The following is a 25794-nucleotide window of genomic DNA, read 5'->3' on the forward strand; positions in this document are numbered from 1 at the left end:
TACGTATGTCAAACGGGTGGCTGCGTTACTCTTGGAATCATGACCTTTGAGGATGCCGAGCAGCTGGCGCTTGACGGGCTTGCCCCGCGCAAGCGGCGCAAACGCATGCCCGTAGCCAAAACGCCGGCTGCCGAGCATCCCGTGGCCCAAGTGGTGTTGGACGTGCAGGCCACGCATCTGGGACAGACCTTCGACTATTACGTCGAGGAGAAATATTCCGAGGTGGCCCGGCCCGGCGTGATGGTGCGCGTGCGATTCGGAGGCCAACGCGTCAATGGCATTATCTGGAATCGGACGGATGTCAGCGATACTCCGGCGTCCGCATTGCGCTTCATCGACCGTGTGGTCACCGACGGCGTGCTGGTTCCAAAGGCCATGCGCGAGGACATTACGTTGATCGCCGACGCTTTCGGGGGTACCCGCGCCAATATTCTGCGTCTTGCCGTGCCGCCGCGTGTGGCACGAGTGGAGCAGGAACAGCGACGAAGCGGATCCACGGCACGCGAGGGCAGGGCAAGGGCGGAACGTCTGCTCGCCGTGGAGCAGGAGCACTTCGACCAGCTGAAGGCCCGGTACGGTGGCGTCAACCTGCTACGGGAGGCTCTGGAAGGCTCGCGTTTTCAATCCTTCGTATTCGACACCCTTCCGGGATTCGACCATTGGCGACGATGTGCGGCATGGATGGTGGCCGCCGCGCTTTCGCACAACAGACCGGCCGTGATCGTGCTGCCTACCATGCGCGAAATCAACGATATGATCGAAACCCTGCAATCCATCGGACTGCGTGTGTTCGCCCAAACCAACGCCTCCAGCGGCGGCTACGACGGTGACATGGCCGTGCTGAATGCGCAGATGCCGCCTGCGGAACGATATCGTGCCTATCTGGCTGCGAGCAGTGGACGGGTGTCATGCATCATCGGAACGCGGGCCGCCATGTATGCGCCGGTGGAAGGTCGTGCCCTGTTTCTGATCGTGGATGATGTGTGCTATCAGGATGCCGACGGCATGATGCCTTACGCCAATGCCAGAGGGGTATTGCGTCTGCGTGCCAAGGCCCATGGCGGAGTATTCGTGGCGATGGCGAATGCCCGAAGCGTGCAGAGCCAATGGGAAACCGATGCCACACATGTGGGGGAGACGCCGGTCAGCGGCTTCAGTACGCCGATTCATGCGCTTCCGGCGGTGACTAAAGAGGCGAGTCCGTGGATTCGCTGGCTCAACCGTGACGAGTTGGCGCGTGTCGCGGATCCGACCATCGGCGCCCGTGTGCCGCACACGGCCGTACGCGTGCTGTCCAAGGGACTGGAAAGCGGTCCGGTGCTGTTGTCCATTCCGCAGGATGGCATCACCGAGGCGCTGAGTTGCTCGCAATGCCACCGCCAGGCGCGATGTGCGCAATGCACCGGGCCACTGGAACGCTTGCAGGACGGTTCGATTCGATGCCGTTGGTGCGGTGCCGCCACCGTGCAATGGTCATGCCCCGCCTGCCATAACGAACGTATGCGCGTGGTGCGGGTCGGTGCGGCCGGTACCGCGCAGGAACTGGGCAAACTGTTCCGTGGCGTGCCGATCGTGATATCCACGCCAAGCCAGCCACGAGGCATTGTGCCGGACATTGCCTTTGCGCCGCAGCTGGTCATCGCCACCCCCGGCGCCGAACCTCGTGTGCGGGGGACCAGCCCGTACGAGTGCGAATATCGGGCGGTGGCGATTCTGGATGCCTGGATCAGCCTGTATGCATTCGGCATCGATGCGGGCGTGGATACGCTCACCGCCTGGATGCGTGCGGTGTCGCTGTGCGCGCCACGGGTCAGGGACGGACAGGCGTTGCTGCTTGGCGAGACCGATCCGGTGCTCGCCCAATCATTGATGTTGTGGAATTCACCGCGGTTGGCGCAGACCGAGCTTGAAGAGCGTGCGCAGACGGCCCTGCCCCCGGTGTTCGCGGCGGCATGCGTATGGGGTCGCCGAAGTGCGGTGAAAACGGCGCTGGAACGAATCGGCGCTCTGTCGGGCGGTGACTGGGCCACCATCGAAACCGTGGAAGGTGTCATGCCTTCGGTGCTGGGCCCCGTGCCGATTCCGCAGCCACGCACCATCGATACCCGTGAGCTGGAGGTGACCGCCGACCGGGTCAAGGCGATCGTGCGTGTGCCGCAAGGCAAACGTGCCGAACTGGCCCTGCGACTGCGCAACGCCAGCGCAAGGCATGTAGCCGCACGGGAGGCGGGCGAGCTTCGGTTCCAACTCGATCCGAAGGAACGCATCTAAGCATTCCAAAAGCGCCTTGTCGAAACCATTTGTGAAGGTCACGTCCTCTCGCCGTGAAACACTATGGAAGACCTGAAGGACTCCATCGAATATGAACGGAGGAACGCATGAAAGGCTGGCCTGGAGAGCCCGACATGGAATACGACGTGCTGATGGCCGACGGCGAGGCGGCCGCCAACGCGGGCAAGCCGATCACCGATGTGATCTTCGATTTCGGCAATGTGCTGATATATTGGGATCCGGCCGCGGTGATGACGCCGCGATACGACGATGAGCTCGTCGAGCGGTTCCTCGACAACGACATCTCGGGCTTCTACGACATCAACAACCTGCTGGACGGTGGCATGTCCAACGACGAAGGCGTGGCGCTGATGCGTAAGACCAGTGGCGACCAGTGGGCCGACATGCTGCAGTACTATCTTGACAACTTCGTCGATTCACTCACAGGCGTCGTGCCCGGCGCCCGTGTGCTGATCAACGATTTGAAGGCCGCTGGCATCGGCGTCTGGGGATTGAGCAATTGGCAGAAGGACCTGTTCCCGATTGCGCTGGAACACTACGATATCCTGCAGACGCTGAACGATCGCGTGGTTTCCGGCTACGTCGAGCTGCGCAAGCCGCACAAAGACATCTATGAGCATGCGTTGGACCGGTTCGGCATCAATGCCGCAGGTGCGATGTTCGTGGACGACAAGGCGATGAACATCGTCGGGGCGAACGAGGCCGGCATTCGTGGTGTGCGATTCAAGGATTCGCGTGCCCTGCGCAGGTTGCTAATCGCCAACGGCGTCGATATTCCCGCCGTACTGCAGGCGTGACGTTCGCGATCGTCGCGGCATCGATCCCGCGACGTCGATGATGGTTTGTGATTGAGATGTGGACAAGGAGTCTGATTCATGCTGAAAGTGCTTTTCGCCGGTTCTCCGGAAGTCGCCGTACCGTCGCTGAGGATGCTTGCCGAAGATACCGAGCATTTTGAGGTAGTGGCCGTACTCACCCGTCCGGACGCACCGACCGGCCGCGGACGCAAGCTCGTACCGAATCCGGTCAAGCAGGCCGCGCTGGAATTGGGATTGCCAGTCATCGAATCCGATCCGAGCGAAGAGACCTTCATCAACGAACTCACGGCCACCGGCGCACAGGCCGCCGCCGTGGTGGCCTACGGCAAGATCCTCAAGCAGGAGGTCTTGGACGCCTTGCCCATGGGCTGGTACAACCTGCATTTCTCGCTGTTGCCGCAATGGCGTGGCGCCGCTCCGGTGCAGCGTTCCATCTGGGCAGGGGACACTTTGACCGGCGCCACGGTGTTCCGCATCGTCAGGAAGATGGATGCAGGCCCGATTCTGGCGCAATCCACCGTGGAAATCGGTGCGCACGAAACCTCCGGCGAACTGCTGAACCGTTTGGCTGAAGATGGCTCCCGATTGCTGGCCGCTTCGCTGCAGGCCTTGGCCGATGATCAGATCGCGCCGGTCGAACAGCCCGCAGGCGCCTATGAAATCGCCCAGAAGATCACCGTTGAGGATGCGCGCATTCGCTTCGACGTTCCTGCGTTCGCCGTCGACCGGCAGATTCGTGCCTGCACTCCGAATCCTGGCGCCTGGTGCGAACTGCATGCCAGCGCTGACGCCGAGCCGACCACCCTGCATGTGTTGCGTGCGCAGACGTCCGACATGGACAATCCGAATGTGCCCGCCACGCTCGAACCGGGACGAATCGTGGCAGGCAAGAAGCATGTGTGGATCGGCACCGCCACCCAGCCGTTGGAGCTGCTCGAAGTCAAGGCTCAGGGCAAAAAGGCCATGCGTGCCGCTGACTGGGCCCGTGGAGCCCGCCTCGACGGGACGGCTTTCTGTAGGTAACAGTCGGCTATGGCGTCCGCAGTGACGGACGGCATGCATTGACGACACGCTCCGGGCCGTTCAGGACAAGTCTTTACGGCTCTTTACGGCCTTACAGCGCATGCCAATCCGACACCTGCCGTACGTGCGGATGCTACGTCATTCCGCAAGCCGCGCGGTTGCGACGGGTACGCGCAGCGGAGGGGCTATCTGAGAAAATCGAGGATCTTGATGAGGTCACGTTCGTTCAGACGGTGCGGAGCCTCCTGCTGGACCTTCGGTTTGGCGCAGAATGCCACGCCCAATCCCGCCGCATGAATCATCGGCAGATCGTTGGCTCCGTCGCCCACGGCCACGGTTTGCGCCATGCTGACTCCCATTCGGCCGGCCCATGTGCGCAATGATTCCAGCTTGACGTCCTTGGTGACGATATCGCCAAGGACGCGGCCCGTCAGCCTGCCACCGGCGGTTTCGAGACGGTTCGCAATCCAGTAATCGATGTTTGCGTCGGATGCGAGACGATCCACGACTTCATGAAATCCTCCGGAGACGACGCCGATCTTCCAGCCATAGTCGTGCAACGCATCGATGAGGGCAAGCGCGCCGTTCGTGAAATGGACGGCATGGTAGACATCGTCGAACATCGAAATCGGCAAATCCTTCAGCAATGCGACGCGGGCACGCAACGCATCGCGGAAATCCAATTCGCCGTTCATCGCACGGGCGGTGACGGATGCGATTCGATCACCGACGCCGGCGGCGACGCCGAGCTCGTCGATGACCTCTTCGTCAATCAACGTGGAATCCACATCCATTACCAGCAGTCCGGGGTGGGACAACGTGGGCACGGTGGCAGCATTCAGCGTTTCTTCTTCAAGCATGGTTTCGATTGTCGGAAAGCATTAGGACAATGGGTATTCTGGACGGTGAATCGAAGAAAGCGAGGGTCGGCATGGAACGGCAGGATGAGAGGTTGCGGTCCCTCAGTGAGGCCAATGACCGGCTGATGGCCAAGAACCATGCGTTGGCGAAGGCATTGACCCGTGCCACGCAAGAACTCACCAAGGCCAAGGCGCAACTGAATCAGTTGGCCGGGCCTCCCATGACTTTCGCCACCATGATACGCGTGCATGCGGCGAACACCGACGAACAGGGGGTGCAGCACGCCAGCGCCGAGGTGATTTCGGGCACGCGGCGCATGATCGTGCCGGTGGCGGCGAACGTACAGGCGTCGCGGCTGGAGGCGGGACGTACGGTGCTGCTCAACGAGAACATGGTGATAGTGGATCAGCATGACACCGACACCTTGGGTTCGGTGCGCACCGTCAGACAGGTTCTTGACGACGGTCGTCTGCTGGTGGCCGACAGTGGAGGCAACGTCACGTTGGTACGCCGTGCCGGCACACTCGCCAAGGAGAACGTCAATACCGGCGATCGGGTGAGCGTGGATTCCTCCGTCCGCTTCGCGCTGACCCTGATTCCCGTCGAGGATGACGCCGATCTGGTGCTTGAGGAGACTCCGGACGTCACCTTCGACGACATCGGCGGTCTGGACGAACAGATCGAGCGCATCCGTGACGCCGTGCAGATGCCGTTCCTGCACCGTGAGCTGTTCGAACGCTATGATTTGAAACCGCCGAAAGGGGTGTTGCTGTACGGCCCGCCCGGCAACGGCAAGACGCTGATCGCCAAGGCCGTGGCAAACGCGCTCGCCGAAGGTTCCGGCGCGGGGTCGGGCGTGTTCCTTTCCGTGAAGGGGCCGGAGCTGCTCAACAAGTTCGTCGGTGAGTCGGAACGTCTGATTCGCATGATTTTCAGACGTGCGCGCGAACGTGCCGCCGACGGCAGGCCGGTCATCGTGTTCATCGACGAGATGGATTCGTTGCTGCGCACTCGCGGTTCCGGCGTGTCCTCCGACGTGGAAACCACCATCGTGCCGCAGTTCCTCTCCGAACTCGACGGTGTGGAAAGCCTTGACAATGTGATGGTGATCGGAGCCTCCAACCGCATCGATATGATCGATCCGGCCGTGTTGCGTCCGGGTCGACTGGATGTGAAAATCCGTGTGGAACGTCCGAAAGCGAAGCAGGCCGAGCAGATCATCCGCCACTATCTGACCGACGACCTGCCGCTCACGCCGGGCATCGAGGCGAAGGCCCTGACCAGCGTGCTCGTCGCCGACATCTATGCGGTCAGCGAGCATCGCCACCTATGCGACGTCTGCGACGAACACGGGCAGTGGTCGCCGGTCTATCTGGCCGACGTGGTTTCCGGAGCGGTATTGAAGAACGTCGTGGATCGCGCCAAGACAAAGGCCGTCAAAATCTCCATCGAATCGGCGGAGCCCGCGGCGATCGGCGTGAATCTGCTGGCGAAGGCCGTGCAGGAGGAATTCGAAGAGACCCGTGACGCCGTGCTGGACGCCGATCCGGTGCAGTGGAGTCGAATCAACGGATTCGAGGCCGGGCATGTGACACGCATCAGGCCGACGGCGCAATAACCGGATCGGATCGGCCGGTATAGGGCAGAGGAAAGGAATCGGGAGATGAGCGTTCGTCGAGTAATGGGAACCGAAACCGAGTATGCGGTTTCCAGTCGTGGGCAAGGCCGGTACAATCCGGTGCAGCTATCATTCGATGTGGTCGGCGCCGCCGCGGATGAACGCACGAAGCATATCCGCTGGGACTATCGGCAGGAAGATCCCGTCAACGACGCCCGCGGCACCCGTATGGAACGCGCCTGCGCACATCCCGACCTGCTCACCGACGCGCCACAGCTCAACATCACCAACGTGATCGCAGCCAATGGCGGACGCATATATGTCGACCACGCGCATCCGGAATACTCCGCGCCGGAAACCACGGACCCCTTCGAGACGGTGCTCTACGACCATGCCGGTGATCTGATCATGCAGCAGGCCGCGCAGAAGGCGAGCGGCATCACGGGCCGCGCCATCATGCTGCATCGCAACAACGTGGACGGCAAAGGCGCCAGTTGGGGCACGCATGAAAACTATATGATGCTGCGTGCGGTGCCGTTCGAGCATGTGGCACGGCTGATGACCGCGCATTTCGTTTCGCGGCAGATCTATACAGGCTCCGGTCGCGTCGGCCTGGGGGAGCGCAGCGAGCGCGCCGGCTACCAGCTCAGCCAGCGCGCCGACTACTTCCACATGAAAGTGGGACTGCAGACCACCTTCGACCGGCCCATCATCAACACCCGTGACGAATCGCACAGCACCGATGCATACCGTCGATTGCACGTGATCGTGGGCGACGCCAACCGTATGGACGTGCCGCAGGCGCTGAAACTCGGCACCACCAGCATGCTGCTGTGGGTGCTCGAGCATGGCAGGGAGGCGGGACTCGATCTGGAGGCGATGATGGACGCGCTGGCGCTCGCCGATCCGGTGGAGGCCATGCATACCGTCTCGCACGACCTGACGTTGAATGCCGAACTGCCGTTGCGCAACGGCGGCATGACCACGGCATGGCAGATGCAGGTCACCTTGCGGAGCATGGTGTATGCGGCGGCCGCGATGGTCTACGGCAGCGACACGGCGGGAGAACCCGTCTGGCCGGACCGTTCCACGCGCAACATCATGGCGATGTGGGGTCAGGCGCTCGCCGACGTGGCTGCCATCCGCCATGCCGACGACGATCGGCGTCTGGCCATGCGCGAAGAGGCAGGCCGCATCGAATGGCTGCTCAAATGGCGGCTGCTGGAGAAACTGCGCCGTAAAACCGGTTCCGATTGGGCCGACCCACGTTTGGCCGCCGTCGATCTGAGATGGGCCGCGTTGGATTCCTCGGATTCGATATTCATGAAACTGACGCCCCAGATGGAGCGGCTGGTCGATGATGCGCAATTGAGGCGGGCAATCTCGGAACCACCAAGCGATACGCGTGCCTGGCTGCGCGCGCAGATGATCCGGCGTTTTCCCGAACAGACGGTGGCCGCATCCTGGTCTCATCTGACCGTTCGCAGTGAGATGAGTGGTGATGAATCCGTGGAGAATGCCATGACGTCATTGGATATGTCGGACCCTTTGGACTTTGGCGAATCCCAATGTCTGCGAGCCTTCGAGGGGGCATCGGACGCGCAGACGGTCATGAACCGCTTACGCTGAACATCACGTCGGTCGCGTACTATTCGTGATGATGGTATAACCATGCCAGGCAACAGGAACACAGAAACAGGCCCTGATATCAGGAGAGAACATATCGGGCGCGCAGTATGACGAATGAAAAGGCATAATCTATGGAGTTGAGGCAAGCGGCCCTCGAAGTGGCCCGTATTCTGCAGGATGCAGGCAAACACGCATTGAACGATCAGACCAATCCGCGCGATATGAAAAGTCTTGAGCTGTCGGACGACCACCTGCATTTCACGTCGGATCTCGACAAGCGTCTCGCACAGTTCATCAGCAACCGCATCACCTATGTCGACGTATTCGATGGATTTTGGCAGTTCCGCCCCGAAGAATGCCATCCGGGGGAACGGTACTGGTGCGTCGGAGGCATCGACGGCGTGATCAATTTCGCCCACGACATGCCGGAGTGGGCCATCACCGTGACCTTGTTCGAATTTAACGAGCAGTGCTCCGCACAGCCGATTCTCGCGGTGGTGCATGCCCCGGCGTTGGGTTTGACGTATCTTGCCGTCCGTGGCTCCGGTGCCATTCGTATCCGTCGCACCCCGTTGGGCGACAAGCGCGAGAAGATCATCCCCTCCACCACACCGTCATTGGACGGGGCCGTGGTGAGTTTCGGCATGTCGTACGTGCCGGCGGAATCCAAGCGATCACTTGACGTGGTGGCGCGCATCGCCGGACGTCCGGCCGACATCAAGCGCGTGGGGCCGGTGTCGCTGGATCTGTGCAAGGTGGCTGACGGCACGTATGATGCCTATTTCGAGCCGCATCTGCATAAATGGGATGTTCCCGCCGTGTCGGCCGGTGCCATGATGGTCTGGGAGGCGCAAGGTCACCTGAGCCAATGGAATGGCGACGGCGTTCACTGGCGTCAGGAAAACGACGTGGTCGCCACCAACGGACTCATCAACGACGATTTACGTCAGTATTTGGTATAGCGCCATAGGGCCTGTCTCTCATGGCCTCATGTGTGGCGCAGTCGGCGCCGTTGCGATTGGTGCAATCGCTGGCGGATGCCGAACGTATCGAAAGGGAAAGCCATGCCTCAGGAATTCGAACAGATCCGATCCGCGGACCAGCCGTTGGACAGCGAGGAGAGCGCTCCGGTCGCCGGTGCGCGAACGGATGATACCGTGGATGCCTTGGATGCCGTGCTGGATGATATCGAATCCGTATTGGAAACCAACGCCGAAGAATATGTCGGCAGTTTTGTGCAAAAAGGCGGCGAGTGATGCCCCAGCTGCGCGACAGCGGCAATCATTCGACGGCCCCGCTTGACGGCAGGACCCGCGGTGAGGTCGACGCGTTCATCCGCATCTTCGGCATCGAAACCGAGTATGGAGTCAGCGTGACCGGAGCCGATGCGCCCTGTGATGCGGGGCAGACGGCCATGATGATGTTCCAGCCGATCGTGGCCCAGGCCAGATCGACGAACACTTACATCGAAAACGGTTCGAGACTCTATCTTGATGTTGGTTCGCATCCGGAATACGCCACGGCGGAAGCCCGGGATCCCATGGATGCGTTGGCGCTTGACGCGGCCGGCGAGCTGGTGATGCGCGATCTTGCCATGGACACCCAGCACAGGTTGCGGGAAGGTCATGGCAGGCGTGCCATCGTGCATGTGTTCAAGAACAACGCCGATTCGGCCGGTCATTCCTTCGGTTGCCATGAAAATTATCTGGTGCGGCGTTTCGTGCCGTTGGAGACCATCGAACATGAGTTGTTGCCATTCTTGATCACCCGGCAGATATTCACCGGTGCCGGTCGTGTGGGCGGACAAGGCTTCCAGATCACGCAACGTGCCGATTTTCTGGATGAGGCCGTGTCTTCGGCCACCACGCGCTCGCGCCCGATGGTGAACACGCGCGACGAACCACATGCCGATCCGGACGCGTTCCGTCGTCTGCATGTGATCATCGGCGATTCCAACCGGTCCCAGTGGGCTACGATGATGAAACTCGCCACCACGCATCTGGTGTTGTGCGTCATCGAACAGGCGGGGCGTGAGGGGCGTGAATCCGGATTCGCACGGTTCGCCTTCGCCGACCCCGGCGCGGCGAATCATGCCGTCAGTCGCGATGCGAGCGGCGTCGGTGCGGTCTTTGACATGGCCGATGGCGATGTGATTCGCGGTGGTGCGGTCGCCGTGCAGGAACGATATCTGGCGGCGGTGGAACGTTTCGTCGAAGATCATCCCGAAGTCGGGGCCTCGTTGCCTCGTACCGATGTACATGATGTGATCGCTCAATGGCATGAGGCGTTGGAAGCGTTTCGTTCCGGTGACGTCGACGCTTTGGCCGATAGGGTGGATTGGGTGTGCAAGAAGCGCTTGTTCGATGCCTTGCAGGCTCGTACCGGCCATCTTCCGGCAAGCAGACTCGAGCAGTTGGACATGGACTATCACGATGTGGCCAACGGTACCGTATATGCTTCGCTGTGCCGCCGTGGCGGCATGCGCACGTTGTTGGGGCGGGATGCGGCGGATCGTGCCGTCCACATGCCTCCTGACGATACCCGTGCGGCTTTACGGGGCAGATTCGTGCGGGAGGCGAAGGCGAAGGGTGCCCGGTATTCCTGTGATTGGACCAGACTCACGTTGATGTCGCCCCACCATTCGGAAATGGTGTTGCTTGATCCCTTCGATTTCGAGGAATCGGAGCGGTTCCGGCAGATGATGGATATGCTGGCCTGAGTTCAAGCCGGAGGGGGTATGCGCCTGATCCGGCATCTTGGCTGATGCGAGGAGGGAAGGTTCAGGCTTCGCCGCGGTATTTGGCCATCATCTGCGACTGCATCTGTTGGGCGCTTGGCGGCGTCCAGGTGATGGCGTCGGCTCCGGCGTCGATGGTGGCGAGAATACGTTCCTCGGAGCCGCCTCCGGAAGCCAGGATCGGAATTTCCGGATGGTGCTCTCGAATGCTGGAGACCACCTGTGCGGTTCGTGCGCCCGCCGCGACGTTGATGATGGCGGCGCCTGCGATGATTTTGCATTCGGTGACTTCGTCATCTTCGGTAACGGTGGCGATGACCGGAATGTCGATCATGGACATGGTGGTTTCGATGGTTTCCGCCGGAGCGGGGGCGTTGATGACCACACCTGCTGCGCCCTGCATCTCCGCCACCATGGCCAATTCGGCCACACGCGGGCCGGTGGTGGTTCCACCGCCCACGCCTACGAACAACGGCATCTGGGCCACCGTCAGCAATGCCTGCGTGATCACCGGCTCCCCGGTGAACGGATACACCGCCAGAATGGCGTTGGCGTTGGTATTGCGAATGATCACTGCATCGGTGGTATAGGCGAAGGATTTGAGCGTATGCCCCTTCACCGTAATGCCGCCGCACCGTTGCGCGATGATTTCCGGCACGCGTGCGCTTGGAGAGGTCAATCGTCCTTCGACGATGGCGGTGCCATACGCGGTGCGGGACACATATGGCGTGGCGGAATGCTGTTCCACGGCGACATCCGCGCTTGGCGTGAACAACGAACGTTTGCTGATGGGGATAAGAGCCGGATCATTCGGCTCCGGAGTGCCTGTTTGATCGATGCTCATTCCTGTGCCTCCGTACCTGAACGATCGAGCATGAGAAACTCATGAATGGCTTTGCGTCGTTCGGTGATCTCCTCGTCCAGAAGTCTGGTATCGGTGTTGTCGATGATACGCTGCAGGTATTCGCTGAGAGTGGAAAGTTCATCGGGATTCAGGCAGTCGAACATGCGCAGGGCCGATTCGGTCTGCTCCTTGATGGGGCGCATGAGGGGTCTTCCGCGACGTGCCGCATCGACGTTTCTGACCGTTGCCGCCGCGCGACGTGCCGTTCTGGCCCTGGTCGCCTTGAGTTTGGAATGCAGCAGCAGGATGTTGAGCTCATGGAGCTGATTGATTACGATCTTCCTCTGGTCGGCCATGGCGGTTCCTGTCTATATGGACACGATGTCTAATATGTAAAGTCTATCTGGAAAATCAGGAAACGCAACCCGTCGCTGCAATGTCGTGAAACGACTGGGGCCCCGACCATCATGGTCGGGGCCCCAGTCGCCAATGAATCAGAGACTCACTTGGTGACGGCCTTCTTCAGCAGGGAACCGGCGGAGATACGAACACCGTAGGTTGCCGGGATCTCGATGGTCTCGCCGGTGCGCGGGTTGCGGCCGGTACGAGCGGCACGCTTGACGCGCTCGGCGGAGAACAGACCGGTCAGCTTCAGGCCTTCGCCGGACTGCATTGCCTCGACGAACACGTCCTGGAAAGCGTTCACAGCTGCCTCAGCCTGTGCCTTGGTCAGGTTGGACTTCTGAGCGATCTTCGAGACGAGATCAGACTTGTTGTATGCCATAAAGCATCCTTCTTGGGTCAGGGGACATCCTGATTACTCTGATGTCCACGTTCATTACGATATTAGCGCACCTTACCGCCGAAAACCGCATTCTATAAGGGTTTTGGCGAGATTTTTTAGAAAAACGGACCAAAATGACCGGTCACGAATCGATTCTAAATCAGATTATGCCTGTCAAGCCACTTCATGGCCAACGCACCGACCGGGATCCGTAGCCAGTAGAAGGCAATTCGGTAGACGAGAGTAGCGGAGACGGCGATCGTGGAAGGAACCCCTACGGCGGTGAACGCCACGGACAAAGCCGCTTCGACCGCACCCAAGCCGCCCGGTGTCGGCACTGCGGAACCGAGCGTGTTCGCCAAGAGAAAAATAAAGGTCGTTTCCACGGGATTCGTATGGTATCCGAATGCCAGCAACGCGGCCCAGAATCCCAAACCGGTACCGATATTGAGAATGAGTGCGCCCACGATGCCGAAAAGCAGTTCCTTCGGCCTGGTAAGCACATCCACCAGATTGCGCGCATACGACATGACGATCGGCAGATACTTGTCCGTGACCAGATGACGCACCGGCGGAATCGCCATGCCCGCAGACACGATCAGTGCAACGATGGCGATTACCATGATCAACGTATTGGTGGGAATCATGCCGGAAAGCGTGTTACGGCCGGTGAATACGCCGATGACCAACAGCAACACTATCGTAGTGGCGCCCTGCACCGCCCAGACGGCACTCATGATGGCGGTCGCCTTGGTATTGCGATAGCCGCTTTTGCGCAGGAACTGCAGATTGACGAATGCCGGACCTACGCCCGCGGGCATGGAAACCGCGGTGAATCCTGCGGCCATCTGCGAACACATCAGACCGATGGGATTGCGCTTGTCGGCATCCATGAATCCGCCCAGCGTCATGGCGGAACCGAACCAAGCCACGAACCCGAGAGCCACGCAGACCAACGCCATGGCGAGATTCGCCTCTTTGACGGCCTTGATCATCTCACCCGGCTGAACCTGCGTGAACACGACGTACACGGCCACTACCAGCAGTGCGATGGCGATGAACGAACGGAAACTGAATCTCGAAAGCGTGACCTTTTCCATGGAATCGGCCATTTCCTGCGGAGCGAGGGCGGAGATGCGGTCGCGAAGCCGCACCAGTAATTGCTTGTCCCATCCAGGCAGGGCGCGAGTGGCGGCAGGGGCGGCGGCCTTCTGCACGAACGGGGCCAGATCGATGAGCCGATCGTCGCCCCATGTCCGACGGGCGCAGGCCATGGCACGATCCACGCCATTCAGCGCGCTCAGCACAATCAGCAGCTGCACCTTGTCGAGCGCGAAATTTGGCGCACTGCTGCCGTAGTCGCCATTCTGCCAGCCGGCGATCACCGGAGTGCCGTCCTCCATGCGCGAAAGCGTGTTCGGCGTGATGCGACGGTGGGTAAAGCCATGGCGGTGGGCCTTGTCCAGATACGCCATGAACTGTTCCATGTCACTGTCGCTCATGGTATTGAGATTGCATTCCAAAGGCATGCGGCCGGAACGGAACACCAGAATCGAGGATTCGCCGTTGTCGGCCACGCCATAGACCCCCGGCGCGACGAGACCGGCGTTATGCAGTCCCAGCAACATGGCGTAATGATGATGGATGGCGTCGATGGAGGAACGGTCCCGGCGCATGGACACGCCGGTCAGCCGAATCCATTGCCACAGCTGATTGAGATATCCGGCGACATGCACCTGATTGTCGAGCACGGATACGATGAAACGGTCGCCGTTGGCGTCAACGGCATCGTAGATGCGGGAGTTTTCGATGAGATCGTCATCGAGAATGGCCTGCAGCATGCCCGAATCGGCACCGGAATCGAGACGGCGTGACAGAGAAGCGACATCGATGCCGATGGAACGCAACGACTGCACCACCTGCGAACCCCATGCTCCGTTGGTCTGCGTACCGATGGCGAAACGAATCAGCATGCCGATGATACGGCCGACCGCGAACGAGACCAGCACTCCGGCTACGGAATTCCACGACAGCACCACCAACAGCACCGCCACGGTATAGAGGACGTTCCATCCCCATTTCACGGCGGATCGTGTGCGTCTTGGGCCCGCGGCGGTAAGGAACGCGGCCATGGCCGCATAGAAATCAGGAAGCAGACCGGTGCCGGTAACCGTGCCGTTGGAAAACAGGGAGGCGATCAGCAGCGTATTGCGAGTGCCGGTAATCAGTGCAGACACGCCCCAGACAGCGGAGAATCCAAGAATCAACGCGATGGCCGAGGTCACGCTCTGCAGCCACTCCTTGGCAATCAGCAGCTGCAGCAGTACGCTGACGGCAATGAACACGATGGCCAGTTGCTGCAGCAGGGAAGCCGGCACGTCCATAAGCCAGCTCACCGCGTGACTGGCCGAGCGCACGTCCGACTCGACGCCGGAGGCCGTGCCATGCAGGTAGATCGAGAACAGGATGACCACCACTGCGATGATCAATGCGAATCCGGCGTGCAACAGATCTGCGAAATCCCGGCTACGACGCGGCGGAATATCATCGATGCGCACTTCATGCTTGCTGGCGGCGGGGGCGTGAGACACTATGACATGCTCCATACATACGGTTAGACAAAGACGGTGACTGCTGCCGTCATCGCTTTCGATGATACAACTTGGGGCGGCTGCGGGGGAAACGCAACCGCCCCAAGAGGCTTATGACCGTACGTGAACCGGATCAGCGGGCGAAATCGACCAGTCGAGAGGCCACACCGGTATACGTGGCCGGAGTCAGTGCCTTCAGACGTGCCGCAGTGGCCTCGTCGAAGGACTGCTCGTCGATGAACCTCTCGACGGCATCCTGGGAGATTTCATGGCCGCGCATCAGTTCCTTGACTTTCTCATAGGGCTTGTCCATGCCCGGCAGGCCGGCCAGCTCGCAGGCGCGCATGGCGGTCTGGATCGGCTCGCCCAGCACTTCCCAGTTGGCGTCAAGCTCGGCCTGGATGGCGATGTCGTTCGGATGGATGGAATTCAGTCCGCCCATCAGATTGTTCAGTGCCAGTACGGAGTAACCCAGGGCCGAACCGATGTTGCGCTGCGTGGTGGAGTCGGTCAGATCGCGCTGCCAGCGGGATTCGACCAGTGTGGCGGACAGGGTGTCGAGCAGCGAGCAGGAGATCTCCAGATTGGCCTCGGCGTTCTCGAAGCGGATCGGATTGACCTTATGGGGCATGGTGGAGGAGCCTGTGGCACCCTTGACCGGGACCTGGGCAAACACGCCACGGGAGATGTACATCCACACGTCCACGCACAGATTGTGCAGGATACGGTTGGTGTGGCTGATGGTACCGTACAGCTCAGCCTGCCAGTCGTGGGATTCGATCTGCGTAGTCAGCGGATTCCAGGTCAGGCCCATGCGGTTGGTCACGAACTCGCGGGACACGGCAACCCAATCCACATCCGGGCAGGCCGCCAGATGGGCTCCGAACGTACCGGTCGCACCATTGATCTTGCCGAGGTATTCCTGATTCCTGACCTTGTTGAGCTGACGGCTCAGGCGGTACACGTACACCGCAAGTTCCTTGCCCAACGTGGTCGGTGTGGCCGGCTGGCCGTGGGTCAGCGACAGCATGGCCTTGTCACGGTATTCCTCGGCCTTTTCCGCCAGATGGTCGACGATGGCCTGCGCGCCCGGCAGCCATACGTTCTCGATACCGTTTTTCACGCAACGGGCAATGGACAGGTTGTTGATGTCCTCGGACGTGCAGGCGAAATGCACCAAGGTCTTGAGTTCGGTGAGCTGCGTCTCGTGACCGAGTGTTTCTGCCGCCTTGTCGAGCTGATCGTCGATGTAATACTCGACGGCCTTCACGTCATGGTGGGTCACGGCCTCATGGGCGGCATGCTGGGCGATGCCTTCGGCGCCGAAATCCTCCGGAATGGCGCGCAAAAACGCCTGCTCCTCATCGGTAAGCGGCTTGATACCGGGAACGATGGTCTTGAAACCGTTGCCTTCGAAACCATTGGCAAGCAGAATCATCCATTCGACTTCCACGCGCATGCGCTCGCGGTTGAGCGCAGGTTCGCTCAGATACTCGACGAGGGGGGCGGTCTGCTGATGATAGCGGCCATCGAGGGGGGTCAGGGCAATTGCAGGGGAGATGTCAGTAAGATTCATGTTGTACAGCATACTTTTAGCCGTAAACGAGATTCCGTCGGTGTCCGCTCGCCGGTTGCCGATGACACGCCCGCGAGGAGCTCACTTGCTCATACGGCCTTGCCAGTAGGTGACTTCCTCCAGATCGCCGTCGATGACGTTGCGGAAATGCCGTTCGTGGTTTTCCAGGGCGGCCGATCCCATATCGGAGGCATTTCGATAGGCTGCCTGATGGTATTTGAGCCAATGGGTGATTTCCTTGGTGTCGGGCGCATCCTGCACTTCGGTACCGGTGAAGAGAGAGCCGTCGTCAGAGGTCTGGCTGACCGTGCCCCGTACGGTGAGCCAGTGTTCGGTATTCGGATTGACCGCGCCGTCCAAGGCTGCGACCAGTTCGTCATCCATTTCCACGCTGGTGACCCATGTGCTTTCGGGAATCGGATGGTTGGCCACGGGGGAACCGGCGGTCACCACATGTTCGATGTCGTATGCATCCTTGAGATCCGAAGCAAGCGTGGCCGCAACGATGCCGCCTTGGGAATGACCGATCATCGCCACCGGTTCGTCCGGACCGATGCCTGCCCGTTCCATGGCTTCGGCCACCATGCGGGCACTATCGGCCTGCATGCGTTGCTGGGAATCCGAACTCATGAGTTCCACGTTCTGCGGCCATCCGAACGGCGAATCCGGTTTGCCGTCGGTTCCGGGAATCGTGACCAGCCAGGCGTTGGATCCATCTTTTCTGCGGTATTTGGAAATGGCTATGGTGCCGTAGTCCAAGCCGCTGCCAAGATCGATTGTGCCGAGGCGTTCTTCGGCAAGCCGCCGCAGATCCTCCATGGAATCGGCCACACTGTGCGATTCGCGCACCACGGTGGCATTGGCATGCACTTGGGTGACGCTGAGCTCATTGCCTTGAATGAGGTCATATCCGGGTGCCGTGACCTTGGCGATGCGCTTGGCCGCGATATTGACCTCATCGGTATGGAAGAGCCCGCGCAATCCGCCGAGACCTGCAATGGCGGAACCGGCGCCGCTCATCAGTCCTTCCTGCGCCCAATCCAGCGAATCCAATGCATGGATTCCATTGGGGTCGCCTTCTTTCGCCGAGCCAAAGACAAAGCCTCCGAGCGAAAGGAGGCCGGCCGCTGCAAGCGACTCCTTCGGGAATGTGGTAACCGTGGCCTGGAGCAATTCATTGAGTATGCGCCGGTTGCGGTCATCCGCCTGGGCATACAGGGAGTGCGCCCTGATGACCAAATCGGCGAGCCATGTGAGCTTTTCCGCCATGACGTTACAGGCGCTTGCATGTTCGGCGCAACGTTTGATGATTCGATCGTAGGGGAACGATATATGGTCGTCCCCGTTGCAGATGATGCCGTTTCCGCCGAGCGCTGCGGCGAAGGGCGTGCCGTAACGCTGGGCTTGAAGCTGCAGTACCGTTGCATTCCATGTGTTCGACATGACCGCATATGTTCGGGAAGCGTCCGACAGGGCGGTGGCGACGCCAAGATATTGGTTGTAGTCGGCGGTCGAATACCTGCGACCTCCGCTGATGGTGGATGTGACCTGCCAACTCATGCCGCACCTACCGACCACAGCGTACGTGAAGTGGTTCGCAACGCTTCCTTCAGGGTGGTGGATAGGCGATGCAGTTCCGTAAGCTGACTACGGAAGGATTCCGCTGCGGTACCGTTCCAATCCGTCAACTCGCTGCGTGCAAGCGTGGACTCAAGCTGGTCGAGGCCCGCGCTGCATGATCTGATTCGCATATCGACAAGATTCTGACTGATCCGTATGCCGGCGCGGCACCGGCATGTTGTACCGGGCGGAGCGACGGACCCCATCGGCAACGGAGGATTCGCGACCGTGCCGGATGCGCTGTATGCAAGTGATGTGTTCATGGTGTCATTGAACACGTATGCACGATGAGGAGTGCAGGAAAAATGGGGTCGGTGGTCGAAGGACGCGAGAAAAACACGATGCCGGCGTGTCATCGTTGAAAAGACAACGGAAACGCGCCGGCAATGCGGTGGATAAGTCAATTCCGACCGGATTCCGTCACCATGGTTTGGTCTGGGTCGAAGATGAATCCGAATCCTGGTTGGCGGCCGAACCTTTGGATGATTCATCACTCGAATCAGGCGATGTGGATTGCGTGTTCTGCTGAAGGAGTTCCTCCACCTTCTTGCGTTGTTCCTTGGTCAGGTTGCCGCCGCTTTGCTGTTTGTCCGTATCGTTCTGCGAGGACTCGTTCTGGACGTTTGTGTCGGAATTCTGAGGATCGCTCGTTGCCTTGATTGTTTTGAGCGTGCGTTTGGTCAATTGCTCGGATACCGCACTGTTATGCTTGATCGCCTCACGCAGCTGCGGCAGCAGCAGCGCCCCGACGGAAGCGGCATCCCGGAATTGCGCGTCCGTTTGCTGTTGTTGCGCGTTCAGTTTGTCGAGGTCGGGAGTCTGCGACTGACTGGTCTTGATGTTTTCAATCAGACTTTGCGTGGCCTGATTGTACTGGTTTGCGGCCACGAGATTCACGACGGCCAGCGCCGCGACGGCGACCAACGCCACGGCGATGACGATCAGTGCGACGCGTACCGGCAATGAGGCGCGCGCCTTACGCGGGGATGATGCATTCATAGCAACCTCCTTGATGACGCCAGCCATGCGCCGAGCTCACAGGATAACAAGAATGCCACCGCAATCGCGAATGGCCAGACCAAGGGAGTGACACGTGTTCGCTGCTTGGCGGTCTGCGAGATGCGCCATTGGCTCGAGGCTTCTTTCGACATGCCGGAACTCATGGTGTTCGAGGCGTTCAGTTGCAGGGCGGTACCGCTGAGCTCATCGGCGATGGTCTTCATGGTATCCGCATTCATGCGGGATATGCCCGGCTGGCCGGTTTCCGGATCGGTGACCCATTGCTGATCGGTTTCGCCCACGCCATCGACCGTGACGGGAATCTGGCCTCCTTGTTCGCTACCGACCGCCACGGTGAACGCATCGTTGAGATATCGTCGCAGTGAGGAGAAGGTGCGTCGGGTTTTCGAGGAGGTCTGTTCGCCATCGGAGATCAGATACATCACGATGGCATCATCGGGATGTTGCTCATGAATTGACTTGCAGGTCAACAACAGCTGATCGATCGGAACGTCAAGCGTGGAGCCGGATGAAACGGAGGTCGCCTCCGGGGCGAGGGTGTCGGCCCAATTGTCAATCGCCTTGGAATCAGGGGTCAATGGAACATCCAACGTACCGCTGGCGCCGAAACGCACCGCGGCGAAACTGGAATTCGGGTACAGGCCGGTGATGTCCTTCACCGCCTGCTTGGCCACATCCAATCGGGTTTGCAGCTCGTCGGAACCATATTGCGCATCCTTGACCGCCATGGAGCCGGTCACGTCGACGGCGATCACCACATCGGTGGCGTTGATCGCACGGTTATGCGTGGACGATACGATGCTGGGCGTCAGGATCATGACCGCAACCAGCAGGCAGATCAGGGTACGTCGCGTGCAGGCCCATACGGTTTCGTCGCTGTCGGCGCGCCGCCTTATGTGCAGCATGACCTCGATTATGGCGGCCGCCAGCATGACGGCGGCCAATACGCCGCCCGCCGGCCATCCCAGCGCCGGTGAGAAAGTCAGATCGTTCATCGTCTCAACCTCCATGCGAGCGCCAGCCAGATGATCGTCAATACGGCCAGGGCCAACGTCCACCAGCCGGGAGCGTCGACGAGTGAGGCCTTGCTGTTCGCCGCATTCTCATGGCTTCGGCGTGAATCGATCTGTTTGACCAGTTCGGCCACGGATGAGCCGCCGGATTGCGTCAGGAACACACCTCCGTGCGCTTCGATTTCGGATTTGAATGCGGAGGTCGTCTCGTCGCCTTCGCTTTGCTTCGGCCCGGAGAACAGGCCGTCCACGGTGATTTTCGCCTCGGAGGTCAGTTGCAGAGCCTCATTCAGGGTGTAGATGGGCGTTCCGGACACGACGTTGTCGGTGGCCAGCACGATGGAGGCCGCACGCTGACGGGCCGCATTGTCCGCATTGGCCTGACCATAAGCGAAACCGGGCAGCATCGCGGCGCAGCTGACCACACCGTCGCCTATCAGCGACGTGGCTTCCTTGCGGTTCTGCGTTCCCTCCAGCCAATCGGAGATCTTCTGGTAGTCGCTGTCCTTCATCTTATCGATATCGTCCTGTGATTCGACGCCCTTGAGGATCTTGCTGGCCTCGGCAAGCTGCTTGGAAACCAGCTCATAGTCGTCGGTCAACGGGAACACGGTCCGCGATGTCGAATTGAAGATGCTCAGACCAATGCGTTCGCCTTTGAAATTGCTTACCAGCTTGCGGTAGGTATCGATGACCTCGCGATCGTAGGGAAGCGTGGAACCGGATACGTCAAGGCACAGCACGATGTCACGGCTGCCGGCGCGTTCCTCACCCTCGTCGACCTGGCTCGGTCTGGCGACCAGGGCTACGGAAACGACCAAGGACAGCGTCAGCAGCACTGCTGCCAGGCGAGACAACGTGCGCCACAGGCGGAAAAGGCGGGAGGCCGTTTCCGTGTTGAGATCGTCATCCAAGCTGAACGAACGAGCGGCGTCGGTGTCATGCCTCTGCGCATGCGAGGCCACCAACATCAAGACGGCGATGACGGCGATGGCGCCGATGACGCCTGCGACGGCGGCCCAAGGCCAATGCCATGACAGTTCCATCTACCGCCACCTTTCCACAAGATTGGCCACCCATTCCCCGGCCTGTTCCACCGTTGCCTCACGTGCGATGCCGTTGTTCGCGGCATCGGCGAATTCGGGCGGATACAACGCCTCGATGGTTTGACGAAGCAACGTGATGCCCTCCTGATTACCGGTGGTGCGCGGAGCGGCGTCGATGTCGGCGAGCGTGCGGTTGCGGATGTCGACGCCGGTGACGGTCGAAACGTAGTCCCGGGACAAGGCCGCCAGCTCGGCAAACGCGTCCTCACGGCTGATTTCGCCCCTATCATGACGGGTCACGATGTCATCGATCCGTTGTCTCCACAGCGCCCTGTCCGTCAATTCGTCATGCCGACCGCGAGGTTGCCGACGTGCGGCTTTTCGGCCCGGACGGGACAGCCCTATGGCCGCGGCCACCGTCATCGCGGCCAGAACCAGGCAGATGACCAGCGTCACGATCAGCGGCATCTGCAGGTCGATCAGGCCCAACGGCTTCAAGTCGGTTTCGGACAAATGGAGCGTCATGACTTCCCTCCCGACGATAGGCGTGCGGGGGAGCGTAGCGGGTTATGCGAAGACCCGGCCAAGGCCATGGAAACCATGTGCACGAATTCGTCGAACATGCGCTCGCTGGATCCGGCATGAATCACCGTGGACCCGCAACGATTCAACTCCCGGCGCACGGCCGCGGCGAGATACCCGCGATGCGTACGCACCTCCTGCGCCGTTGTGCGGTTGCGCAGGAATGCGGGGACACGGCGAGGGCCGTTGCCGTCGAAGACATGCGTGAAACGTCCATATTCGAACGGGTTGATGGTGGCTACGTCGATAAGCACCATGGGATGCGTACGCGCAATGCGTCTTATGGCTTCGATATGGCGCTCCTGTAGGGCGTGCTCATCGGTGGCAAGCACCACCAGCGCTTCGCGGTCACGAATGCGACGCGCGTATTCCAGCAGCGCGTCGATATTGCGCGGATTGAACCAATCACGTTCCAATGCCTGATCCAACGTCTGTTCGAATTGTGCGAAGCCCCCGTTGAAAGGTATCCGCGTGATCGAAGCGGAGTCGCCGAAGACCACGGATACTTCGTCGCCACGACGCAGACTCAACGCGGCGAACATGCACAGCGCATTGGCTGCGACCTGATACGCCTGTTCGCCCGAAGGGCAAGTGCCGGTCATCTCCTGGCCGACATCCAGCAACAGCCATGCACGGGAAGTCGACGGACGTTCCCTGAGCACCACCATTGGGCGGCCGACGCGGGCGCTGGTCTTCCAATCGATCTGTCGAGCCTCGTCGCCGGCCTCGTAGACGCGGATGTCCATCACATCATCCGATCCGAAGCGTTTGTTCGAAGCGTGGGCACCCTCCAGCACGCCCAGCGCCTTGCGAACGGTAGGCAGGCTCAACGTGGTTCCGAGGGCTTCGATCTTTCTTCGGATCGGATTGTCGGAACGGTTCTGATCGATCATGGAACGGGAACCGCCTGCACGATCGAATCGACGACTTGATCGCTGTTCACACCGTCGGCCAGAGCCTCGAACGTAAGAATGATGCGATGGCGAAGTACCTCGTGGGCGAAGGCCTTGACATCTTCCGGCACCACATAGTCGCGACCTTGCAACAGCGCATTGGCCTGGCCGATGCGGGTCAGGGCAATGGAGGCGCGCGGCGAGGCGCCGAGGCGTACCAACGAGGACAGTCCCTGCACCGGATGCGATCCTGCGCCGCGGGAGGTCGCCGCGATATCGACGGCATACTGCATGATCGCGTCGGACACATGTACGCGACGGGCGCATGAACGCAGGAACTCCGCGTCGCTGATGGAAATGACCTCGGAGGTGATGGCTCTCGGATCGAAGGTGTCGGAACCGCGACGAGTGAGCATGGCGAGCATGCGCTGCTCCTCCTGAGCGCTCGGATAGGTCATGACGGCCTTCATCATGAAACGATCCATCTGGGCTTCGGGGAGATTGAACGTGCCTTCCTCCTCGATGGGGTTCTGCGTGGCGATGACCATGAACGGCTTCGGCAGCGCGATACGCTGGCCGCCGATGGTAGTGGCGCCTTCGGCCATGGCTTCCAGCATGGCCGACTGGGTTTTCGCGTTGGAACGGTTGATTTCGTCCAGCAGTACGAAATTCGCGTGAATCGGACCGATCTGCGTGGCGAATCGTTGTGTGGAGAAATCAAACACCTGCGTGCCGATCAGATCGGATGGCATCAGATCCGGCGTGCACTGTACGCGCTTGAACGTACCCGACACGGAGGTGGCCAAGGTCTGAGCAGCCGTGGTCTTGGCAAGACCCGGCACCGATTCGATGAGAATATGGCCGCCGGCCACCAGCGTGGTGATCAGGGATTCGCGCAGATTCTCCTGGCCGACCAGGGTCTGGGCGAATCGGGCGCGAATCTGCGAACCCAGTTTTTTCGCGCGGTTGATGTCTTCTGCGGATAGTGCGACTGTGGTCGGTGCAGTCGGGGCCGGAACCGACGCCGACTGGGGAACCTGCGGTTTTGGAGGGAATAAAGCCATGCCATCTACTGTAACTGGTTAAGCTGACGGCAAAGACCAATCGACAGGCGAGGATCCCATCGAAGTCAGCGCCGCGTTGGCGCGAGAGAACGGCTTCGAGCCGAAGAATCCATAACGTGCCGACATCGGACTTGGATGGGGAGATTTGATGATGAAGGCATTCGTGAGCAACGGCTCCAACGTCTGCGCATTGCGACCCCAGAGTATGGCGACGAGGGGCTTGGGGGTGCCGTCCGCGTTCGTCCTCGCGTTCAACGCGCGGATCGCCGCTTCGGTGACGGGCTCCCAACCTTTGCCCTGGTGGCTGTTCGGATGGCCGACCCCCACGGTCAGGCACCTGTTGAGCAGCATGACGCCCTGCCCGGTCCACGGTGTCAGGTCGCCGTTGGCCGGCATGGGCAGGCCAAGGTCGTCGGTCAGCTCCTTATAGATGTTGGTGAGGCTTCGGGGAATCGGCCTGACATCGGGGGCCACGCAGAAACTCAGGCCGACCGGATGGCCCGGGGTGGGGTAGGGATCCTGACCGACGATCAGCACCTTGATGTCGTCGAACGGAATGGTGAATGCACGCAGAATGTTCTTGCTGGCGGGCAGGTAGGGGCGGCCTGCGGCGATCTCTCCCCTGAGGAAATCGCCCATGCGATGCACCTGCGGCTCCACATCGGACAGCGCCGTGGCCCAACCGGGCTCGATAAGTTCGGATAACGGCTTGATATGAGCTTGAGTCATGGGTATTACTGTACGACCCATGGTACGACCTTGTACGCCTATGTCGTGCGTGCATGACTGGGGCACGCGACGCGAATTGGCCGCTGACTGCAGTGGTCAGTACACTTTCAGTGTAAGTGTGCGAGAAATGAGGTCGTAAGATGGCTCAACAGGACAAGGAAACCTATGATTCCTATGCCAAGGATGCATTCGACAATCCCCCGGCGGGGCCGATGGGCGTCCACCGGGGTGCGCGATCGGCCGCATCCCGTGCCATGCCGTACGTCATAGTGGTCGTGGTGGCATTGCTCGCCGGTCTGCTGTTCTGGGGAATCTATTCCGGTGAAATCGGCAAGTTGAAGATGCCGTGGTCATCGTCGCAGGCAAGCTCGTCACAGACCGCATCCACCAAGAAGACGGCTACGGCCGAAGCGCAGTCCAGTGATACGGCCACCGCCACGCAGACTCCGGACGCCACGGGGGAGGCGAGCGATACGGCGTCACCGACCGAGTCCGCGACGCCGGAGCAGATCGTGAACAAGGACACCCAGATCCGTGTGATCAATGCCACGAACGTCACCGGTTACGCACAAAGCAAGGCGAACGAGCTGACCAACGCCGGATATACGAGTGTGACCCCCAGCAACCCGACCGGTACGGTTCCCACGCAGACCGTGGTCTGGTACCAGAACGAAACCGACAAGGCAACCGCCGAAGATGTCGCCCAGACGCTGGGAATCACCAATGTCGAGCAGAGTGACGGATTAGTCACCCCGATTGTGGTGGTGCTGCTGAACTGAGAGCGCGTCACGAAAAACGCCGGGACCCCTGTCCGTATCGGGCAGGGGTCCCGGCGTTGGAAGAATACCGGAATCGCAGGGCTATGCCGTGGCGTCGAAGGGGCCGGTGTTCTTGCCGATAGCGCAAAGCACGCACCTCGGTTTGGCACTCGAGGCCCGAGAGTGCTAATCTGCACAATTAGCACTCGAGGAGTGAGAGTGATAACTGGCAGCTGACGGCCGGCATCACGGACTCGTCTCCGACAGTGGGAACAATACCGTGTAGCCATATGTGG

General features: G+C 60.4%; 24 protein-coding genes. 9 read left to right on the forward strand and 15 right to left on the reverse strand.

Annotation, left to right across the window (positions count from 1 at the left end):
* Positions 1 to 39: 39 nt before the first annotated feature.
* The 3 genes from BBDE_RS03645 to fmt all read left to right on the forward strand — a co-directional run bounded on the left by BBDE_RS03645 (position 40) and on the right by fmt (position 4133).
* Entirely contained in the window at positions 40 to 2271 is a 2232-nt protein-coding gene (locus BBDE_RS03645) for a primosomal protein N' (RefSeq protein ID WP_003840831.1), read from the forward strand.
* A 107-nt stretch (positions 2272 to 2378) separates the two neighbouring features.
* A complete protein-coding gene (locus tag BBDE_RS03650) occupies positions 2379 to 3089 on the forward strand; it encodes an HAD family hydrolase (RefSeq protein ID WP_003840830.1) in 711 nt (236 codons plus the stop codon).
* 78 nt (positions 3090 to 3167) lie between these two features.
* Positions 3168 to 4133, forward strand: a complete 966-nt coding sequence (gene fmt, locus BBDE_RS03655; RefSeq protein WP_003840827.1) for a methionyl-tRNA formyltransferase — start codon at positions 3168 to 3170, stop codon at positions 4131 to 4133.
* Positions 4134 to 4318: 185 nt separating this feature from the next.
* Here the strand turns inward: fmt and serB are convergent, their stop codons facing one another.
* A complete protein-coding gene (gene serB / locus BBDE_RS03660) occupies positions 4319 to 4993 on the reverse strand; it encodes a phosphoserine phosphatase SerB (RefSeq protein ID WP_003840825.1) in 675 nt (224 codons plus the stop codon).
* A 29-nt stretch (positions 4994 to 5022) separates the two neighbouring features.
* Here serB and arc point away from each other — a divergent pair, with 29 nt between their 5' ends.
* The 5 genes from arc to BBDE_RS03685 all read left to right on the forward strand — a co-directional run bounded on the left by arc (position 5023) and on the right by BBDE_RS03685 (position 10960).
* Positions 5023 to 6612, forward strand: coding sequence for a proteasome ATPase (gene arc, locus BBDE_RS03665; protein WP_003840824.1), 1590 nt, complete (start codon positions 5023 to 5025; stop codon positions 6610 to 6612).
* A 45-nt stretch (positions 6613 to 6657) separates the two neighbouring features.
* Complete coding sequence (dop, locus tag BBDE_RS03670) at positions 6658 to 8241, forward strand: depupylase/deamidase Dop (protein WP_033489184.1); 1584 nt, start codon at positions 6658 to 6660, stop codon at positions 8239 to 8241.
* A 131-nt stretch (positions 8242 to 8372) separates the two neighbouring features.
* Positions 8373 to 9203, forward strand: coding sequence for an inositol monophosphatase family protein (locus BBDE_RS03675; protein WP_003840822.1), 831 nt, complete (start codon positions 8373 to 8375; stop codon positions 9201 to 9203).
* 102 nt (positions 9204 to 9305) lie between these two features.
* Positions 9306 to 9497: a ubiquitin-like protein Pup gene (locus BBDE_RS03680; RefSeq protein WP_012902012.1), complete on the forward strand. Its 192-nt coding sequence runs from the start codon at positions 9306 to 9308 to the stop codon at positions 9495 to 9497.
* The gene (locus BBDE_RS03685; protein ID WP_003840819.1) at positions 9497 to 10960 is read left to right on the forward strand and encodes a proteasome accessory factor PafA2 family protein; all 1464 of its coding nucleotides are present in this window, start codon (positions 9497 to 9499) and stop codon (positions 10958 to 10960) included. Before BBDE_RS03680 ends, BBDE_RS03685 begins: the two co-directional genes overlap by 1 nt.
* A 61-nt stretch (positions 10961 to 11021) precedes the next feature.
* Here BBDE_RS03685 and BBDE_RS03690 read toward each other — a convergent pair whose 3' ends face one another.
* From BBDE_RS03690 to BBDE_RS03755, 14 genes are all read right to left on the reverse strand, one after another.
* Positions 11022 to 11822, reverse strand: coding sequence for a dioxygenase (locus BBDE_RS03690; RefSeq protein WP_003840817.1), 801 nt, complete (start codon positions 11820 to 11822; stop codon positions 11022 to 11024).
* Positions 11819 to 12178 (reverse strand): hypothetical protein, encoded by a 360-nt coding sequence (locus BBDE_RS03695; protein ID WP_003840814.1) that lies wholly within the window; start codon positions 12176 to 12178, stop codon positions 11819 to 11821. The genes BBDE_RS03690 and BBDE_RS03695 overlap by 4 nt, the downstream gene beginning before the upstream one ends.
* 146 nt (positions 12179 to 12324) lie before the next feature.
* The gene (locus BBDE_RS03700) at positions 12325 to 12606 is read right to left on the reverse strand and encodes an HU family DNA-binding protein (protein WP_003808664.1); all 282 of its coding nucleotides are present in this window, start codon (positions 12604 to 12606) and stop codon (positions 12325 to 12327) included.
* A gap of 155 nt (positions 12607 to 12761) precedes the next feature.
* Positions 12762 to 15212: a lysylphosphatidylglycerol synthase transmembrane domain-containing protein gene (locus tag BBDE_RS03705; RefSeq protein WP_003840812.1), complete on the reverse strand. Its 2451-nt coding sequence runs from the start codon at positions 15210 to 15212 to the stop codon at positions 12762 to 12764.
* Positions 15213 to 15330: 118 nt separating this feature from the next.
* Positions 15331 to 16773, reverse strand: a complete 1443-nt coding sequence (gene purB / locus BBDE_RS03710) for an adenylosuccinate lyase (RefSeq protein ID WP_033489302.1) — start codon at positions 16771 to 16773, stop codon at positions 15331 to 15333.
* An 81-nt stretch (positions 16774 to 16854) separates the two neighbouring features.
* Positions 16855 to 18333 (reverse strand): esterase/lipase family protein, encoded by a 1479-nt coding sequence (locus BBDE_RS03715; RefSeq protein WP_003840809.1) that lies wholly within the window; start codon positions 18331 to 18333, stop codon positions 16855 to 16857.
* Complete coding sequence (locus tag BBDE_RS11535) at positions 18330 to 18524, reverse strand: WXG100 family type VII secretion target (protein WP_012902016.1); 195 nt, start codon at positions 18522 to 18524, stop codon at positions 18330 to 18332. The genes BBDE_RS03715 and BBDE_RS11535 overlap by 4 nt, the downstream gene beginning before the upstream one ends.
* 289 nt (positions 18525 to 18813) lie before the next feature.
* Positions 18814 to 19392, reverse strand: a complete 579-nt coding sequence (locus BBDE_RS03725; RefSeq protein ID WP_012902018.1) for a DUF6466 family protein — start codon at positions 19390 to 19392, stop codon at positions 18814 to 18816.
* Positions 19389 to 20408 carry a vWA domain-containing protein gene (locus BBDE_RS03730; protein ID WP_012902019.1) on the reverse strand — a complete coding sequence of 340 codons (1020 nt, stop codon included), beginning with the start codon at positions 20406 to 20408 and terminating at the stop codon, positions 19389 to 19391. Before BBDE_RS03730 ends, BBDE_RS03725 begins: the two co-directional genes overlap by 4 nt.
* On the reverse strand, positions 20405 to 21472 hold the full coding sequence (locus BBDE_RS03735; RefSeq protein ID WP_003840801.1) for a VWA domain-containing protein: 1068 nt from the start codon (positions 21470 to 21472) through the stop codon (positions 20405 to 20407). Before BBDE_RS03735 ends, BBDE_RS03730 begins: the two co-directional genes overlap by 4 nt.
* A complete protein-coding gene (locus tag BBDE_RS03740) occupies positions 21473 to 21997 on the reverse strand; it encodes a hypothetical protein (protein ID WP_003840799.1) in 525 nt (174 codons plus the stop codon). It abuts the gene before it with no gap.
* Positions 21994 to 22947, reverse strand: coding sequence for a DUF58 domain-containing protein (locus BBDE_RS03745; RefSeq protein ID WP_003840798.1), 954 nt, complete (start codon positions 22945 to 22947; stop codon positions 21994 to 21996). The genes BBDE_RS03740 and BBDE_RS03745 overlap by 4 nt, the downstream gene beginning before the upstream one ends.
* Positions 22944 to 24011 carry an AAA family ATPase gene (locus BBDE_RS03750; protein ID WP_003840795.1) on the reverse strand — a complete coding sequence of 356 codons (1068 nt, stop codon included), beginning with the start codon at positions 24009 to 24011 and terminating at the stop codon, positions 22944 to 22946. The genes BBDE_RS03745 and BBDE_RS03750 overlap by 4 nt, the downstream gene beginning before the upstream one ends.
* Positions 24012 to 24029: 18 nt before the next feature.
* Positions 24030 to 24740 carry a uracil-DNA glycosylase gene (locus BBDE_RS03755; protein WP_033489192.1) on the reverse strand — a complete coding sequence of 237 codons (711 nt, stop codon included), beginning with the start codon at positions 24738 to 24740 and terminating at the stop codon, positions 24030 to 24032.
* Positions 24741 to 24880: 140 nt separating this feature from the next.
* On the opposite strand from BBDE_RS03755, the gene BBDE_RS03760 reads away from it, so the two are divergent.
* Entirely contained in the window at positions 24881 to 25519 is a 639-nt protein-coding gene (locus BBDE_RS03760; RefSeq protein ID WP_003840792.1) for a LytR C-terminal domain-containing protein, read from the forward strand.
* Positions 25520 to 25794 lie beyond the last annotated feature (275 nt).

Source organism: Bifidobacterium dentium JCM 1195 = DSM 20436 (genome assembly GCF_001042595.1).
In the GTDB taxonomy this organism is placed as follows: Bacteria; Actinomycetota; Actinomycetes; order Actinomycetales; family Bifidobacteriaceae; genus Bifidobacterium; species Bifidobacterium dentium.